Here is a 17,444-nt window from a genome sequence, read left to right as displayed (position 1 = left end):
TACGGGTTAAGCCAGTGTAAGCCGTGAGGGTGGCCCAAATCAACTTAGCCGTGGGAATTCTCTTAGCGACGTTTTTGGTCGCTTAGAGAATTGGTGTCTTTGAAACTCGATTTTAGAGGTTCAAAGACAAGTCAGAAGACCGCTCTTTGGCTTCTGGCGCCCGCCCCAGCGTTCCAGTTGATTTGGGCCACCCGGCAAGGCGCCAAGGGCTTAACCCATAATGAGATGAGAGGAAGGGACGACACTTTGAAATTATACTTTGTCCGTCATGGTAAGACGCAGTGGAATTTAGAGGGCCGGTTTCAGGGCGCTGGGGGCGACTCTGAGCTACTGACCGAGAGTTACCAGCAAATGGTCCAGGTGGGCCACTTCTTGCGTCAGACGCGCTTTCAGCACGCCTATTCAAGCCCCATTCGTCGTGCTCGGGTGACCGCCCAACACGTTGTGAAGGAGCTTCACCAGCACGTGCCCCTAACGCTGATGAGTCGACTCGAGGAATTTCACCTGGGGCAGCTCGAGGGCATGGCGTTTGAGGATGTTAAAGCACAGTTCCCGGCTGAGCTGGATGCCTTCCGTAACCATCCCGACCAGTATGATACCAGTCGGATTGGCGGGGAGACTTTCCAAGAAGTTATTGACCGCATGACACCTGGTATCCAGGCAATCGTTGGGGCCAATCCACAGCCGAAGGCCAACGTCCTGATTGTGAGTCACGGGGCTGCTCTCAACGCGGAGATCAATGCGCTGTTGGGCACTCCACTTCCGGATTTGCGAAAACGAGGCGGTATTCGAAATACCAGTGTCACGGTGCTTGAGACCACGGATGGTGGCCACAGCTTTGACTTGCTGGACTGGAATGATACGAGCTTCTTGACGGCGGCAGCATCGCCGACCGACACGATTTAGATATTAGGTGATTAATAAAATGACGGAAAAACAAACGGGTCAGGGGCGTGACCAAGATAAAGCACGCTCAGAACACATGGTTCATGAATTGGTTCAACGTATCGATAGTCATCCGGGGGATGCGGATGCGTACTACGAGTTGGCAACGGTTCTAGTCGATCTCAATTCTTTTGCGCAGGCAGAAGAACTTTTGATGAAGGCCTTGGGCTTGTTCGCGGCACAACCAGTTGCCGTGGAGAAGCTGCATTATGGTTTGGGGAACGTCTACTACGCTGCTCAGGATTACACGAAAGCCATTGCCGAATTTGACCAGCTGGGTGCGCAGCTAAAGGGTGCCGGTTACCTGATGATGGCACAGAGCTACATGGCAAGTGGTGATCACAAACGGGCACTGGTCTTTGGTTTGACCGCGTTAGGCAGTCAACCTAAGGACGTTGCAACGTTACAGGTGGTCGCTGAGAACCTGCTGGCACTGGGAAATATGGCCCAAGCTGCTCAGTACTACGATCAAGTTTTGGCACTGGACGATCACAATGGTCGGGCTAACTTTGATCGTGGCTTAGTGGCTATGGTTCAGGGCGAAGATTATGGTCCGTATTTTAAGGCGGCTAAGTCGTTAGACCCACGGTACTTTGAAAAGGGTCAAAAGAAGCTGGCCGATATCGAGCGGTTCATTCAGACGCAAAAGAACGAGACCAAAGAGTAGTCAGGAGGAGACGAGCAGATGGCATCCGAATCACTAGACTTATTCGCGGGCGACAGTGGCGATCAGGCCGATTACGTGGTCGGCACCGTCAGTGCGGTCTTCTTTGCCAGTCAAGATAGTTTCTACAAGGTCATGCTGATCAAGGTGTCCGAGACCAGTCTGGACTGGCACGAAGACGAAATCGTTGTGACGGGAAACTTCGCGGACGTGAAGGATGATGTGACCTACCGCTTTAGTGGTAAGAAGGTCGAGCATCCCAAGTACGGTGTGCAGTTTCAGGCCGACAACTATCAGAATGAAACGCCGACATCCCGTAGTGGCGTTATTGCCTATCTCAGCGGGGATGATTTTCCAGGGCTGGGGAAGAAGACGGCGGAGAAGATCGTCGACGGGCTAGGCACCAATGCCATTGAGAAGATTCTCGATGACAGCAGTGTTTTGACACCGCTGGGCCTGTCGCCCAAGGTGGTGGCAACGTTAGTCAGTCAGTTGCAGACTAATAACGGGATGGAACAGATCATCATTGGTCTGAACGGTTACGGTTTTGGGAGCACGCTGGCAGCCGCTATTTACAATCGGTATGAGGCGAAGACACTGGATGTGATTCATGACAATCCCTACCAGTTAGCCGAAGATATCACCGGGGTCAGCTTCAAACGAGCCGATCAGATTGCGACGCAGTTAGGCTACGCAGCCGATCGACCAGAGCGGTTGCGTGCGGGTCTCTTACAGACACTAACGGATCTATCCGTTGCCAATGGGGATACTTATACTACGGCTAAGCCACTGTTGGCGAATACGCTGAGCCTCCTAGAGAATTCACGGAATGTGCGATTGAATCCACAAGATATTGCGAACCAACTTCTCGAGCTGGCGAAGCAGGAGAAAGTCGTCGGTGACGAGCAGCGGATTTATCTGAAATCACTCTACGATGCCGAGTGGCAAATTGCCGAACATTTCCAACGGCTGTTACAGGGTGGCGAGGACGATGACCGATTCAACGATGAGGCCATTGCAAAGCAGGTCCGCATCGTCGAAAAGCAGGCCGACATCGTGTATGACGATTCGCAGACGGCCGCGTTGACCGCTGCCGTGAAGGCGAAGGTCATGCTGCTAACCGGGGGACCCGGGACCGGAAAGACCACGATTATTCGTGGCCTAGTTAACCTGTACGCCCGGTTGCACGAGGTGTCACTCGACATCAATGATTACAAGGAGCAACCTTTCCCAATCTTATTGGCCGCACCGACCGGCCGAGCTGCCAAACGAATGAGTGAGTCGACCGGTTTGCCGGCCAGCACCATTCACCGGTTGTTGGGACTGACGGGACGAGAAGATGATCTCGATGCCGCGGCCACTAAGGACCTAGAAGGTGGCTTGCTGATCATCGATGAAACGTCGATGGTCGACGTCTATCTAATGAAGACGTTGTTGCGGGCGGTCCCCGTGGGCATGCAAGTCATTCTCGTGGGCGATAAGGACCAACTCCCATCCGTGGGACCCGGCCAAGTCTTTCACGACCTATTGGCCAGTGACCAACTGCAGAAGATTCAGTTAGACACAATTTACCGGCAGGGGGATGGTTCCTCGATTATTCCACTGGCCCATGCGATTAAGAACGGGGAGCTACCGGCTGACTTTACCAAGAATCAACCAGACCGGTCGTTCATTCCGTGCCATGCTAACCAGGTTGAAAGCGTGATTGACCAAATCGTGGCTAAGGCGCATGCCAAGGGGTTTACGGCGAGTGATATTCAGGTGCTGGCGCCAATGTACCGTGGTTCTGCTGGAATTGATCGCTTGAATGTGGTCTTGCAGGATATTTTGAATCCGCGGAAATCCGAGCGGACTAAGGAAGTTGAATTTCGTAACCAAAAATTCCGGATTGGTGATAAGGTCTTACACCTGGTAAATAGTCCCGAAAATAACGTCTTTAATGGTGATATCGGAACGATTACGGGGATCGACTTGAGTGCTAAGAACAAGGAAATCAAGGCCGATCAGTTGACGATTGCGTTTGAGCAGACCGAGGTCACATATTCACGCAATGACTGGAACCGGCTGACGCTGGCCTACTGCATGTCGATCCACAAGTCGCAGGGGTCCGAATTCAAGATGGTGATTTTACCGATGGTTGGTCAGTATAACCGAATGCTCCAACGAAACCTGCTGTACACGGCGGTGACCAGAGCGGCGGACATGTTGATCCTGTTGGGGGAACCTAACGCTTTTGCCACCTGTGTCAACAATCTGTCGGTTAATCGCCACACGACGTTGACCACGCGGATTCAACACGTGTTGGATCCTGAGGGAGCAGTTGCGTCAGTGTCGGCAAGTGAATCGACCGAAGATTCTGGTGAGAACGCACCAACGGCAGAAATGTCGACCGGAAATGAGAAAACGGTGGCGCCGAGTGAGGAAGCACCGGAAACGCCTTCATCAGAGGCGTCACCAGCGGCTGAACCGACCGATTACCGCTTAACACCGGAGTTAGTGCTTGGTCGTCAGATTAATCCCATGATCGGGATGCAGGGAATCACACCGGCACAATTTATGGCAAAAGCCTAAAAGTGCGGCGCGAATCGTTGCGTTTCCGGGAAAAGATTGCGATAATATAAACAGTAAATTAGGCGTTGTGCGTCTTAGTTTAGTGGGGATTATCCCGCAAGCAGCACGACGTAAACTTAAAATATAAACGAATTTGGGGAAACCCACTGGGAGGCTGTTATGGCAGAACATGTCGAAGCTGGCAGAATGAAAGTTTTTGCACTGAATTCAAACCGGCCACTCGCGGAAAAGATTGCGAAGGCTGCTGGCGTTGAGCTGGGTAAGTCAACGATCAAGCACTTTAGTGATGGTGAAATTCAGATTAGTATCGATGAAAGTATTCGTGGGGACGAACTGTTTATCATTCAGTCAGTCTCAGATCCAGTCAACACGAACTTGATGGAACTGTTGATTATGGTGGATGCCGCACGGCGGGCCAGCGCTGAGAAAATTAACGTGGTCATTCCATACTACGGGTATTCACGGGCAGATCGTAAGGCACGTTCACGGGAACCCATCACCGCTAAATTAATCGCGTCACTCCTTCAAATGGATGGTGTCAGTCGGGTGATTGCCCTGGACTTGCACGCGGCGCAGTTACAAGGATTCTTCGATATTCCGGTGGATCATTTGCAAAGCGACCGGCTTTTGGCCAGCTACTTTGAGGACAACCCTGAAATGGCGGATGATAACTTCGTTGTGGTCGCTCCCGACCACGCTGGTGTGAGTCGGGCACGGCGGTTAGCCGAATTGCTGGGCGCCCCCATCGCCATCATCGACAACCGGGATGATACGGAGAATTCCGCGCATCCTGATGCCGTTATCGGGGATGTGAAGGGCAAACGGGCCATCCTAGTTGACGATATCATTGATACCGCCTTACGGATTACCGTTTCCGCTCGCGCCTTGAAGGCTGCTGGTGCCGCAGACGTTTACGCCTGTGCGACGCATGCGGTTCTGTCTGGTCAAGCAACGGAACGGATCGATGACTCACCACTGGAAAAAGTAGTCTTTACCGATTCGATTCAGTTGCCAGAAGAAAAGAATAGTGATAAATTTGTCGTATTGTCCGTTGGCGAGTTATTTGGTAAAGCCATGGACCTCATTTACCACCAAGAACCCGTGGATTCCTTATTCCACAAGGCTTTGAAGCAGCATAAGCAATAACAACGATGAGGGCCGTCACGCTGGTGATGGTTCTTATTTTATGCCCCACCGAATCCGCAAAGGGGTTGAATGGGTGGCGTCACAAATATCTAGATTAAGGAGCGAGTAGTTTGAGAGGAAAACATTTTGGTATCTTACTGGGAATCACAGCTTTAGTCGTGGGCGGTCTCGCTGCTTGCGGGAAGACCACGACTTCGAACAAGACGGGTCTGGCAGCCGACCAAGAGGTCAAACTGTCTACCAAGTCGGAAGTCACGACCTTGGATGTCTCCAAGGCAGCGGACTCTACGAGCTTGACCCAGTTGTATCATACGCAAGAGGGATTGTATCGTTTAGGTAAAAATGAAAAATTGATTAACGCGATGGCAACGAAGACCACGGTCAGCAACAACGGGAAAACCTACGTCTTCAACTTGCGTCACGATAATAAGTGGAATGACGGCAAGACGGTCACGGCCAAGGATTACGTTTACTCTTGGCAACGGACGGTTAACCCGAAGACGGCGGCCGAATATGCTTATCTGATGGCTGGTATTCAGAATTACAGTCAGGTTCAAAGCGGAAAATTAGCGCCGAGCCAATTGGGTGTCAAGGCGTTGGGTAAATACAAGTTACAAGTGACGTTAAGTAAGCCAGTGGCCTACTTCAAACTGTTGTTGGCTTTTCCAACCTTCTTCCCACAGGAACAAAGTATTGTGGACAAGTATGGCAAGGACTACGGTCATTCCAGCGACCAGACGGCGTACGATGGGCCGTTTGTCATGACCAAATGGCAGGGGACTAACCAGAACTGGCAATTGGTCAAGAACACCAAGTTCTGGGATAAAAAGAAGATCACCTTGAAGAAGATGAACTTCCAAGTCGTGGCTGATCCATCGACTGGCCTCAACTTGTATCAACAAAAGAAATTGGATGCGACGACCTTGGATGGAACGCAGGTAGCCAACCTGAAGAACAACAAGGATATGAAGACGTTTGTCGGGGGTTCGACCTACTACATGCAGATGAACCAAAAGCGGATCAAGGCTTTGCGGAATCTGAAGGTTCGTCAAGCCTTGTCCATGGCCATCAATAAGCAACAACTCGCTAAGAGCGTGCTCCGAGATGGGTCCAAGGCACCACTAGGATTCGTGTCACAGAACTTGACGCAGAACCCGAAGACTAAGGCGGACTTTGCCAAGGATGCTTATGTCAAGAGCGGCGTGACCTATGACTTGAAACAGGCTAAGCAGTTGATGAAGGCTGGCTTGAAGGCGAGTGGCACGAAGGAATTGCACCTGACCCTGATGGCCGATGATACTAGTGTGACTAAGACGGTTGCTCAGTACATTCAAGCTGACTTGGAGAAGTTGCCTAACGTGAAAGTTACGTTGAGCACGCTGCCTTACAAGACGCGGTTGAGCCGTTCCAATAGTGGAAACTTCGACTTGGTCCTGTCCAATTGGGGAGCTGACTTCGCCGACCCAATTAACTTCTTGTCGTTGATGAGCACGGGGAACACCAACAATAATGGTGGCTTCTCCGATGCCCAGTATGACAACTACGTGAAGAAATCTGAAAATCAGGATGCCAACAAGCCAACGGCCCGGTACAACGACCTGGTCAACGCTGAAAAGCGTCTGATGACCCAACAAGGTGTGATTCCACTGTATCAACCCGCAACGGTTGAAATGTGGAACGCTAAGGTCAGTGGCTACGTTTGGAACCCAGCCGGCATGAGTCGTGGGTACCAATGGATGGCAGTTCAGAAATAGATTAATCAGAGTGGGACAAAAGGTGGTTATCAGTTTTAAGCGGAATCGGCTGCCTTTTGGCGCACGTTTTAACCACATAAGAGTGGCTAGTAACAGAGTCTGGGATTTTATCCCGGGCTCTGTTTTTTTACAATTTAAAATCACGTAAAATGGCTTCGCGTTGGGCCAGGCTCCTCTCAACCTGTGCGAAGTTGCGTCACTTGAAGTGCCACAACCGCGTTTTCAGAAAGGCTCTCCTGTCGTTGAGTCGAATTCGGGCGGCAGAAGTCGGAGTAGTCGTTAACGGCTTTGACGGTCTCACGTGGTATAGTGAGGCCGGAAGGAAGCGATTATGATGTGTACAACATCCGTTACGATTACATTGGATGAGCAATTGCGGCAAGCCGTGACTGCTCAGTTACAGGCTGTTGGATTGACTTTGAATGCGTATTTTGTGCTAGCAGCAAAGCAACTTGTCATTCAGGACCGGATACCATTTGCCGTTTTGACACCTGGAGAGAATGAACCTAATGCAGTGACTAGAAGAGCGATGGTAGTGATAGAAGCCAAAGAGTTGGGTCTGATTCCGGACGATTCGCCGGTATTTACGGATGTCGCAGCAATGATGGCGTATTTGGATCAGAATGGTGAGTTCTAAAATAGTTTCTATACTATTACTAATGTAAATTTACGGAATCTAGTCTCACTTTTTTTAAAATAACGTGAAACTTTGTTTTAAGCACGTAATGGTGTGAGCACACAACTGATTTAACCGACGAAAGCCTGAAATTAACGGCGATCACAAGCCCACCGATTTTCAGAGCAATTGGACTAACAAAGCTCGGCTTGTAAACGCTGGAAGGCAACTTGAATATTACTGGCCTGATATTCACAATTGAAATTATGTATGAAACATGTTATACCTAGAGTAGTAACTATGAAAGCGAATACATAATTTTGACAAGTCTAATGAAAGTTGGAGGTCAACACCATGCAATTTGATGACTTACTTACAGAACAGAGAAATCACCGCTCGACACACATCGACCGTGAATCAACGTTGGAAATGGTCGGCACGATTAATCGCGAGGATCACCGGGTTGCCCGCGCCGTGCAAAAGCAGTTGCCAGAGATCGCTGCGGCCATTGACGCTGCGTACCCGAAGTTTGACCAAGGTGGACGACTGATCTACGTGGGCGCTGGGACTTCTGGCCGGTTGGGGGTCATTGATGCGACTGAGCTCCAACCCACTTACGGCTTGACCGAGCAACAAACCTTTGGCCTAATTGCTGGGGGAAATCAAGCATTGACCCATACGTTACCCTCCGTTGAAGATTCACCAGAGCTGGCTCAGGATGATCTCGCCGCCGTCCAACTGACGGAGAAGGATGTGGTCGTGGCCAGTGCTGCTTCCGGGCAGACGCCATACACCGTAGCCGCCTTGAAATTTGCTCAGGAACATGGTGCTACTGGGATCGGGTTCTCCTGTATTGAGGAGAGTCCGCTGGCCCAGCTTGCCGACTATCCCATTACGCCGGTCGTGGGTCCCGAAGTGATTACTGGAGCCACGCTGCTGAAAGCTGGGACCGCCGAGAAGATGGTATTGAACATGCTATCGACCGGGATCATGGTGAAGTCGGGGAAGGTTTATCAGAATCTGATGATCAACGTGGTTCCAACCAATGGCAAGACCTTTGAACGGGCCAAGAAGATTATCGCGGAAGCTACCCAGACGTCGACTTTGGCGGCAGAGCGGGCACTCGATCGCGCCGGTAATAATGTGCCCTTGGCCATTGTTTTGATTGAGACGAAGGGGACCATTGCCGAAGCCAAGAAGTTGCTCGATGCTACTGGTGGCCACGTTTCACAGGCAGTCAAGCTCAGCGACGACGTGCACCAGATTTAACGCAAAACTTGACTGGTCCACACCAATTCCTTTATACTCGTAGGTAGGCATAAAGGGAAGGAATGTGGCAAATGTATTTAGCAGATGAACATCGTTATGAAAAAATTCCAGTGCGGCGTGCCGGGAATACTGGTTTTCAATTACCAGCAATTTCTTTCGGAATGTGGCACAAATACGGGGAGCACGCCAATTACGGCGACACCCGCGACATTATCTTAAAGGCGTTTGACGCAGGGATCTTTAGCTTTGACTTGGCCGCCAACTACGGTCCTGGTTCCTACGAAGCAGAACGTCTTTTTGGTGAAGTTTTGGAACGTGAGTTAAAGCCTTACCGGGATGAACTCGTCATCAGTAGTAAGGCTGGCTTCCACATGTGGCCCGGTCCTTACGGTCAAATGAGTTCCCGCAAGGCGCTGATGGCTTCATTGGATCGTTCCCTGAAGTGCATGGGGTTAGACTATGTGGACATTTTCTATAGTCACCGTTACGACGCCGAAACGTCACCAGAAGAAACGGCCGTTGCGTTAGACGACATGGTTCGCCAAGGTAAGACGTTGTACGTTGGGATTTCTAACTACACGGCACCACAAGCTGAAGCGATGATCAAGATCTTTAAGGACCTGCATACACCATTCGTGGTGGACCAAGTTTCTTACAACATGTTGAATCAGAGCGCCAATGATGATGGACTCTTCGATATGCTTCAGAAGAACAATGCTGGGGCTATCGCCTACGGGCCATTGTGTGAAGGCTTGCTGACGGACAAGTACCTGGACGGTATTCCAGAAGACGTTGATATTCACTGGTCTAGTGAATACATTCTGGAACAAGGCCGCGACAAGATGCTGAGTAAGTTGCAAGCACTGAACAAGATTGCGCACAGTCGTGGGCAAAAGCTGTCCCACATGGCGCTCGCCTGGTTGCTACACAATCCGGTTATCACCAGTGTCATTACTGGCGCTTCCAAACCTGAACATTTATATGAAAACGTAAAAGCAGTTCAAAACTTAGAGTTTGACGATGAAGAGTTACAAGCTATCGACAAGATTCTAAAGGCTTAGGACTGATTGAAGACTGACGACGCAAGGATTAACTTACGGCTCAGTCTTTTCTTTTACACCGGCTAAGCGGTGGAATGACGATCCAGTCGAGTAATATCCTGAGAATTTTGGCCGAGTCAGTTGGTTAACTTACCAGCCAATCTAGTAAGCGGTTAACCGTAAATAGCTATAAATTTGATAATAACGAATGCTATTCTGTGAAATTCGAAAAATTGTTCAGCAAATGGACCGTAGGATAGGGTATAATCGTTATAGAGCGAGTGCGGCGGGGTAACTGCCGATGCTTCGGACAATAGAGAATTAGACAGATTGGTGTGGAGGATGTTATGACACGGAAAGTAACGATTCGAGATCTGGCAGAGGCTGCTGGTGTTTCGGTGACCACGGTTTCGCAGATTTTAAATGGCAAGGGTGAGCGCTTCAGCATCGATACGCGAACGCGCGTACATCAACTCCAAGAAGAGATGGGGTACGTGCCGGATTTTAACGCGCGTAATCTGATTATGCGTTCTGCGCAAACGATTGGTGTCATTGTGCCTAACCTGGGGAACCCCTTCTTCAGTATGTTTATCAAGGGGGTTCAATCGACCAGTCGTGAGCGGCACTTTATCCCCCTGATTTTTGGGGCAAACTATGATGAGGATCTAGAGGGTTACTACCTGCAGGAACTGATCAAGCGGGCCGTTGATGGTCTGATTATCGCCAGTTCCTCGATTACGGTTGACGCCGTTGATAATATTCTGAAGAAAAACGGAATTCCTTACTTGTTGATCGATCAAAATGGAGGGCCAAGTCTTGACCGCGTTCGGATCAACGATCAGCGTGGCGGGAAGATTGCGGCCGAACATTTGCTGGCGCTGGGTCACAAAAAAATTGCCATTGTTATGCCAGCAGATCCCACGGACAACCTGATCATACGGCTGGATGGGTTTAAACACACGCTGGCAACGGCCGGTGTGACGTTGAAGGCCGAGGATACAATTATTTCGCCGATGACCAAGCTCGGTGGTTACCAAGCAACGGCGGCCGTGGTCAAGCAAGCGCCAACAGCAGTATTCGCGGTCAACGATGAAATGGCGTTGGGCCTGATTCGGGGACTCCACGAAAAGGGTATTCGTGTGCCGGAAGACATCTCAGTCCTGGGCTACGATGACATCGACCTCGATGATTACGTGGTTCCTAAGCTGACAACGGTCCATCAACCAGTTGTGACCATGGGTGAACAAGCTACGACGTTATTGATTAACCGGATTCAGAAACGCCAGTTGGACCCACAGACGGTGGAATTGCCCGTTGAATTGAAAGAACGGGAGAGTACGGGACCAGTCAGTAAATAACTCGTCAAATATTAAAAAATAACTGAAAAAAATTTCAAGTTTTACTTGTAAGCCTTTTCGAATCATGATACGCTAGTAGTAATCTGAAACGGGTTACCGGGCGTATCGGTAATACGTAAAACGTTTTACGAACGGATAAATGGTTAAGGAGTGGAAGTTTATTATGGCAAACAAAGTTACTGTTTTGGGAAGTCTCAACGTGGATACAACCTTACGGGTTCCCCGTATGCCGTTACCAGGTGAAACCCTGTCAACTGAAAACAAGAGTAGTGCTGCTGGTGGGAAGGGTGCGAACCAAGCCGTTGCCGCAGCCCGTGCTGGTGCTGAAACGCGGTTCATCGGTAAAGTCGGTAACGACGATGCCGGTCGTTTCATGGTAGAATCCTTGCAAGAAGACAAGATCGATACGAGTGCCATTGTAACCGACAAGACGGTTGGTACCGGTTCTGCTTTCATTCTGTTGGATGAAGAAGGCCAAAACAGTATCTTGGTTTACGGTGGTTCTAACCAACAGATCAAGGATGCTGAAGTCTTGGCTGTCGAAGATGACATCGCTAAGGCCGACTTCCTGATCGCACAATTTGAAACGCCTCAAGCTGCAACCTTGGCTGCCTTTACCGTTGCCAAGCAACATGGTGTAACGACGATCTTAAATCCAGCGCCTGCCGCTGAGATCGATCCAGCTATTTTGAAGGTGACTGATCTGGTCGTTCCTAATGAAACTGAAAGTGCTGTTCTGACCGGTATCGAAGTGACTGACCGTGCGTCAATGGATGCTAATGCTGACAAGTTCCGTGCAATGGGCGCCAAGAACCTGATCATCACCGTTGGGAGTAAGGGTGCTTACTACGCAACTGAAAAGGAATCTGGCTTCGTCCCAGCATTCAAGGTTAAGGCCGTTGATACGACTGCAGCCGGTGACACTTTCATTGGGGCATTGAGCTCACAATTGAAGAGTGACTTGAGCAACATTGAATCCGCTTTGACTTTCGCTCAACGCGCTAGTTCATTGACGGTTCAAGGTTTGGGTGCGATGCCTTCAATCCCAACCTACGATGAAATTATCGCTGCAAGTAAGAAATAGGTTTTCTGAAAGACTTAACTAACTAAGCAATCTTTTTCGAAATTTTCGGAAAAAGATTGCTTTTTTTTGCGTATTTTGGACAACCGGTTGCAACATCAATGAATCGGTATATTTGATAATACAGTTATCCAGTTATTATAAACGCCGCTAGAATAACTTTTAAAAGAGTGGTTGCATTATTTCAGTTGAATTGGTATAGTTAGAAAAGTCAAGGAGATGCCGTTGACGATATCGATTAAATCAACGAATGCATGCGCCAATCAAAAATGGTAGCCGTGAATGGTCCGGCTACATAAAAGTGAGGTTATCTATCAATGTTGAATGAAAAAGCAGTAAAAAAAGCAGATTTTGATGAAGTTGATACGCAAGCGGTGACGGCCGTTCGGATGCTCAGTATGGACATGATTTCGCGGGCCCGTTCCGGTCATCCTGGCTTACCTTTGGGGGTTTCGCCAATGGCTTACGTCTTATTCTCCCGGCACCTACGCATTGACCCATCTTTCCCACAATGGTTCAATCGCGATCGGTTCGTCTTATCCGCCGGTCATGGCTCAGCAATGCTTTACAGCCTGCTGCACCTCAGTGGGTTTGCCCTGAGTAAGTCCGACTTGATGAATTTCCGGCAAGTTGGGAGTAAGACGCCGGGACATCCCGAACACGGGGTGACACCTGGTGTTGATGCCACGACTGGTCCTTTGGGACAAGGTATTGGTATGGCCGTGGGGATGGCCATGGCTGAAATGCACTTGGGTGCTGAATACAACCGCGCTGAATATGACGTGGTTGATCACTATACTTACGCGATTTGCGGGGATGGGGATCTGATGGAAGGGGTCGCTGCAGAGTCAGCTAGCCTCGCCGGTCAGTTAAAATTAAATAAATTAATCGTCTTATATGATTCAAACGATGTGTCCTTGGATGGGCCACTCTCTAACGCTTGCCACGATGACGTTGCGGGGCGGTTTGAGAGTTACGGCTGGAACTATCTGCGGGTCGCCGATGGTAATGACCTAGACGCGATTGATGCTGCAATCAACACCGCCAAGGACAACCAATCCGGGCCAACGTTGATTGAGGTCAAGACGGTGATTGGTGCCGGTAGTCCCCATCAAGGGACGAACAAGGTTCATGGCGCACCGCTCAATGCGGAAGACCTTGCCGCTACGCGTGAGTTCTACGGCTGGGATAACGATCCCTTCACGGTACCAGCGGCCGTTACGGAACGGTTCCAAAGCACGGTGAAGTCTCGTGGCTGGGCTAGCCATCAAGAATGGTCTAACTTGGTTACACGTTATTCCACTGCCGAACCAGCATTGGCTGCGCAGTTTGCACAAGGCATTAGTCAGAGCTTGCCAGCTGATTACACGGAGAGCCTGCCAACGTATTATAAGAAGGATGCGCTGGCATCGCGAGCTAGTGGTCATGAGATCCTTCAACGGTTGAGCGCAGCTTGCCCGAACTTGTGGGGTGGTTCAGCTGACCTGTTCAGCTCGAACAAGACCAACGTTGCCGATGAGGATCGTTTTAGTCGGGACAATCCAACCGGCAAGAATCTCTGGTTTGGGGTTCGTGAATTTGCCGAAGCCGCTGCGATGAACGGTATCGCCTTACACGGAGGGACTCGTGTCTACGGGTCAACATTCTTCGTCTTCTCCGACTACATGAAGCCAGCAATTCGGTTAGCCGCATTGCAAAAGTTACCCGTGATCTACGTCTTTACCCACGACTCCTTAGCCGTTGGAGAAGATGGCCCGACCCATGAGCCAGTAGAACAATTGGCAGCATTACGGTCCATCCCAGGTTTGACGGTTTACCGGCCAGCCGATGGGAACGAAACGGTCGCAGCTTGGGAACAAGCCATTTCTGCAACGGATCACCCAACGGCAATCATTTTGACGCGGCAGGGCCTACCGACCTTACCCAAGCCAGCCGCTAAGGTTCGTGCCGGCGTGAAGCGTGGGGGGTACGTCGTTACGGATGCGCAACACGAGGCTGAAGGGATCTTGATGGCCTCGGGTTCCGAAGTGAAGTTAGCTGTGGATGCACAGCAACGTCTGGCCGAGATTGGTCACGATGTTCGGGTGGTTTCCGTTCCTAGTTTTGAGAAATTTAACGCCCAATCCGCTGATTACCAGGAAAGCGTTCTTCCCAAGCATCTTCGTCGCAGAGTTGCGGTTGAGATGGCGAGTGGTGCCAGCTGGTACCGGTACGTTGGCCTAGATGGGATTGCATTGACACAAGAACACTTTGGCGCTAGTGGGAATGGCGCAGCCGTCGTCGAAATGGCTGGTTTTACCCCAGAAAATGTTGTTCAAGCCTATCTAGATCTGTTATAAAAGAAAAGTTTCTTCTATAATACTATGTCCTCCAGTCACGCTAGTCTTCCGCAACTAGCGTGACTTTTTTGTGAAGTGGTATTGGCACAGCTTTAGCGACTAGTTATCGAAACAATCACGTAAGTTACAGAACAATCTAGTAAGTTGATCGAATTATTGGTAAGATTGGGGTAAAGAAACTGGAGGCGGTTTTAATGGAGATTCGACGGATTAAGGTTCCCACGGCATTAGTGTGGTCTGCACCGACGGTAGCCACAGAGACTGATCAGACGTATTTACAAGACGGTGACCTGACGGCGTGGTTGGCAGCTTTGCAGCCAGCTGATCGGCAACGGTTAGCGGACACGAATGGCATCGTCACCGAAGCGCTATTTAACGATCGCGTCGTTTTGGATCGGCAGGAGGGTGACTGGGCGCACGTCTTTGTGACGCGGCAAGCCAATCGTCTGGAACGGCGGGGATATCCCGGCTGGATTCCGATGACCCAATTGACGACTAGTGATGCTGAGTTGGAGTACCCAACGACGACGGTTCGCCTGGTTCAACCAACGACGACGTTACTGGACGCGGAGCAACAGCCGGTCTTGACCTTACCGATGGGAACTATCCTAACTACGACGAGTCAGGACGCTGAGTGGATTCAAGTGGTCACCCCATTAGGTTCCGGTCAGATTCCAGCAGCTGCTGCGCAACTTGGCGTAACTGGTGTGGATGATGGAGATCGAATTCTTGCGTTGGGCCGCCAGTTTGTCAATACGCCTTACCTGTGGGGCGGGTTGACCCCAGCTGGTTTTGACTGTTCGGGCTTCATTTATGCGCTGCACCGTGCACTGGGCATTCCCGTACCACGTGATGCGCAGGACCAATTCGCCAATGGGTATCCCGTAGCGCCTGAGGAATTAACCGCGGGTGATCTGGTCTTCTTTGCCACGGACCACGGCACGGGAGCTATTCACCACGTGGGTCTATACGCGGGTGCTGGGCAGATTCTACATGCCCCTAAGCCTGGTGGCCAGGTTGAAGAAGTCAGCATGGCCAAATCTGCATTTGCCCCTGAATACGCTGGTGCACGGCGGTTCTGGCAATAAACCCAAGTCTGAAGAATTCTCTAAGGTCGCTTCGAATTCGGCTTCCAAATTGGCTCTCGTGCTATACTGGGTTCACCGGGGAAGTTAAATTCAAGTGAAAAGAGAGTGCAAACAATGAAATTAAAGCGAGTTATCTTGAGCTTGGCGGCGTTTACTCTGGCACTGGGCATTGGCGGAAGCATGGTTCATGCTAATGCGGATACCACGGACACGACGAGTGATACCAGTAGTTCCGCCACCAGCGGTAGTACCGTTCAGACTAAGGCGTTATCCAAAGCCTACGTGGTCTATGGTGCGGGGCTAGCCAGCGAGGACAAGGATGCCGTGGCTTCAGCCTTGGGCGTCAAATCCAATTACAGTGCGTTAACGGCGACTGGGAGCGACTATGCCCAGTACCTGAACTCGGCTGGGACAACCGACGCTAGTATGATCAGTTCTGTAGCGTTGGCCCCGGCTGATCCGGGAACTGGTGTGAAGGTCAACATTGCCGAATATAATGGTAGTAATAATATTACTGAGGTTACTTCTCAGCAGTACGCCATGGTCGCAACGATGGCCGGCGTTAAGGACGTTATCATTACGGTGACTGCCGACAAGTCCGTCTCAGGTGAATCGGCGCTGACTGGGGTCTACAAGGCTTTGGCAGCAGATGGGTTGACGCTGAATGCCGAGAATACACAAGCCGCTAACGGCGTTTTGGACGCCACGCAACCGGCAATTGATCATAACAATAATGATAAGAAGTATCCTGGTAAGCTGATGTCAGCGGTCGGTTCGGTTTCTTCCGACTTAGCTAAGCAACGGCAAAACGGGGATGATCTCGCAACCAAGGCCGACATTGAAGAAATGTTGGAAAAGGCTTTGGCTAAGCAGGGCATCGATGGTAAAACCAATCAAACACAGATCACTAATATTGCAATTGCGTTGAGCAAGGTGCAACAAGCACCAGTCTCAACGAGTAAGACTTACGTGAACAACGTCACCAATGTTGCCAATAATTTGGCGAATAGTATCGGTGACAAAATGGCAAATGTGAAAGACTTTGCCAACAGTGCCGATGCTAAAAAAGCTGAAAACTTCCTTGTTCAGATCTGGCACCAAGTTGTCTCGTTCTTCCAAGGACTATTCAACTAAGGAACGTCAGAACGGCGGGATTACTAACTAACGGGAGAATTTCTCCCGTTTTTTTGTGCACAAAAATAAATTTCACAAAGTCGCAACAAAAATCGCTAGTTGTAACCTACAGAAAGCGTTATCAATGGCAATTTGTATTCTGCAAACATTTTTAACCCCGAAACTGCTTGAGGTGTTCAATGAAATTGTGACGGGTGAATTTTGAAGGTGTTAGAACAGAGGTTTGGCTTATGTGACCGGTTAATGCCTATGAATAGACGCTTTCAGGTGATAAATAAGGTGATGAATTTAAAAATGGGAACAAACGTTTAAGCTTAAAAATCCGTTATGATTTCCTTAATATTTCACAAGGAACTGGCAAATCGTGTGGTAATATTAATTTGTGATTCGTATTTACTATGAACGACCGGAAGTTGCTTGCTGATTAGCAGGACTTTCA

General features: G+C 49.9%; 13 protein-coding genes. All 13 read left to right on the top strand.

The features are described 5' to 3' along the window. Window positions 1-246: 246 nt before the first annotated feature. The 13 genes from FD07_RS03350 to FD07_RS03290 all read left to right on the top strand — a co-directional run bounded on the left by FD07_RS03350 (window position 247) and on the right by FD07_RS03290 (window position 17,005). A complete protein-coding gene (locus FD07_RS03350; protein WP_020088796.1) occupies window positions 247-906 on the top strand; it encodes a histidine phosphatase family protein in 660 nt (219 codons plus the stop codon). Between the two features lie 19 nt (window positions 907-925). Next, complete coding sequence (locus tag FD07_RS03345) at window positions 926-1,612, top strand: tetratricopeptide repeat protein (RefSeq protein ID WP_020088795.1); 687 nt, start codon at window positions 926-928, stop codon at window positions 1,610-1,612. A gap of 18 nt (window positions 1,613-1,630) precedes the next feature. After that, window positions 1,631-4,180, top strand: coding sequence for an SF1B family DNA helicase RecD2 (recD2, locus tag FD07_RS03340; protein ID WP_020088794.1), 2,550 nt, complete (start codon window positions 1,631-1,633; stop codon window positions 4,178-4,180). Between the two features lie 159 nt (window positions 4,181-4,339). After that, the gene (locus FD07_RS03335) at window positions 4,340-5,326 is read left to right on the top strand and encodes a ribose-phosphate diphosphokinase (protein ID WP_020088793.1); all 987 of its coding nucleotides are present in this window, start codon (window positions 4,340-4,342) and stop codon (window positions 5,324-5,326) included. Window positions 5,327-5,436: 110 nt separating this feature from the next. Continuing rightward, window positions 5,437-7,080, top strand: a complete 1,644-nt coding sequence (locus FD07_RS03330; RefSeq protein ID WP_020088792.1) for a peptide ABC transporter substrate-binding protein — start codon at window positions 5,437-5,439, stop codon at window positions 7,078-7,080. Window positions 7,081-7,411: 331 nt separating this feature from the next. Continuing rightward, window positions 7,412-7,717, top strand: coding sequence for a type II toxin-antitoxin system RelB/DinJ family antitoxin (locus FD07_RS03325; RefSeq protein ID WP_033388641.1), 306 nt, complete (start codon window positions 7,412-7,414; stop codon window positions 7,715-7,717). Window positions 7,718-8,050: 333 nt separating this feature from the next. Next, entirely contained in the window at window positions 8,051-8,965 is a 915-nt protein-coding gene (gene murQ / locus FD07_RS03320) for an N-acetylmuramic acid 6-phosphate etherase (protein ID WP_020088790.1), read from the top strand. Window positions 8,966-9,036: 71 nt separating this feature from the next. Continuing rightward, window positions 9,037-10,026 (top strand): aldo/keto reductase, encoded by a 990-nt coding sequence (locus tag FD07_RS03315; protein WP_020088789.1) that lies wholly within the window; start codon window positions 9,037-9,039, stop codon window positions 10,024-10,026. A 326-nt stretch (window positions 10,027-10,352) separates the two neighbouring features. Beyond that, complete coding sequence (gene rbsR / locus FD07_RS03310) at window positions 10,353-11,363, top strand: ribose utilization transcriptional repressor RbsR (RefSeq protein WP_020088788.1); 1,011 nt, start codon at window positions 10,353-10,355, stop codon at window positions 11,361-11,363. Between the two features lie 163 nt (window positions 11,364-11,526). Next, window positions 11,527-12,447 (top strand): ribokinase, encoded by a 921-nt coding sequence (rbsK, locus tag FD07_RS03305; protein ID WP_020088787.1) that lies wholly within the window; start codon window positions 11,527-11,529, stop codon window positions 12,445-12,447. A 314-nt stretch (window positions 12,448-12,761) separates the two neighbouring features. After that, window positions 12,762-14,783, top strand: coding sequence for a transketolase (gene tkt / locus FD07_RS03300; protein WP_020088786.1), 2,022 nt, complete (start codon window positions 12,762-12,764; stop codon window positions 14,781-14,783). 194 nt (window positions 14,784-14,977) lie between these two features. Then, on the top strand, window positions 14,978-15,871 hold the full coding sequence (locus tag FD07_RS03295) for a C40 family peptidase (RefSeq protein ID WP_020088785.1): 894 nt from the start codon (window positions 14,978-14,980) through the stop codon (window positions 15,869-15,871). A 114-nt stretch (window positions 15,872-15,985) separates the two neighbouring features. After that, on the top strand, window positions 15,986-17,005 hold the full coding sequence (locus FD07_RS03290) for a DUF1002 domain-containing protein (protein WP_020088784.1): 1,020 nt from the start codon (window positions 15,986-15,988) through the stop codon (window positions 17,003-17,005). The last annotated feature ends 439 nt before the right edge of the window (window positions 17,006-17,444 follow it).

Source organism: Levilactobacillus parabrevis ATCC 53295 (genome assembly GCF_001434055.1).
In the GTDB taxonomy this organism is placed as follows: Bacteria; Bacillota; Bacilli; order Lactobacillales; family Lactobacillaceae; genus Levilactobacillus; species Levilactobacillus parabrevis.
Note: the sequence above shows the minus strand (reverse complement) of the source record. Positions and strands in the feature narration are given on the sequence as shown.

Excerpts from the sequence above, each read along its gene's own strand:
- FD07_RS03345 (WP_020088795.1), top strand. The coding sequence starts at position 926 with ATGACGGAAAAACAAACGGGTCAGGGGCGTGACCAAGATAAAGCACGC.
- recD2 (WP_020088794.1), top strand. The coding sequence starts at position 1,631 with ATGGCATCCGAATCACTAGACTTATTCGCGGGCGACAGTGGCGATCAG.
- FD07_RS03335 (WP_020088793.1), top strand. The coding sequence starts at position 4,340 with ATGGCAGAACATGTCGAAGCTGGCAGAATGAAAGTTTTTGCACTGAAT.
- FD07_RS03325 (WP_033388641.1), top strand. The coding sequence starts at position 7,412 with ATGATGTGTACAACATCCGTTACGATTACATTGGATGAGCAATTGCGG.
- murQ (WP_020088790.1), top strand. The coding sequence starts at position 8,051 with ATGCAATTTGATGACTTACTTACAGAACAGAGAAATCACCGCTCGACA.
- FD07_RS03315 (WP_020088789.1), top strand. The coding sequence starts at position 9,037 with ATGTATTTAGCAGATGAACATCGTTATGAAAAAATTCCAGTGCGGCGT.
- rbsR (WP_020088788.1), top strand. The coding sequence starts at position 10,353 with ATGACACGGAAAGTAACGATTCGAGATCTGGCAGAGGCTGCTGGTGTT.
- rbsK (WP_020088787.1), top strand. The coding sequence starts at position 11,527 with ATGGCAAACAAAGTTACTGTTTTGGGAAGTCTCAACGTGGATACAACC.
- tkt (WP_020088786.1), top strand. The coding sequence starts at position 12,762 with ATGTTGAATGAAAAAGCAGTAAAAAAAGCAGATTTTGATGAAGTTGAT.
- FD07_RS03295 (WP_020088785.1), top strand. The coding sequence starts at position 14,978 with ATGGAGATTCGACGGATTAAGGTTCCCACGGCATTAGTGTGGTCTGCA.
- FD07_RS03290 (WP_020088784.1), top strand. The coding sequence starts at position 15,986 with ATGAAATTAAAGCGAGTTATCTTGAGCTTGGCGGCGTTTACTCTGGCA.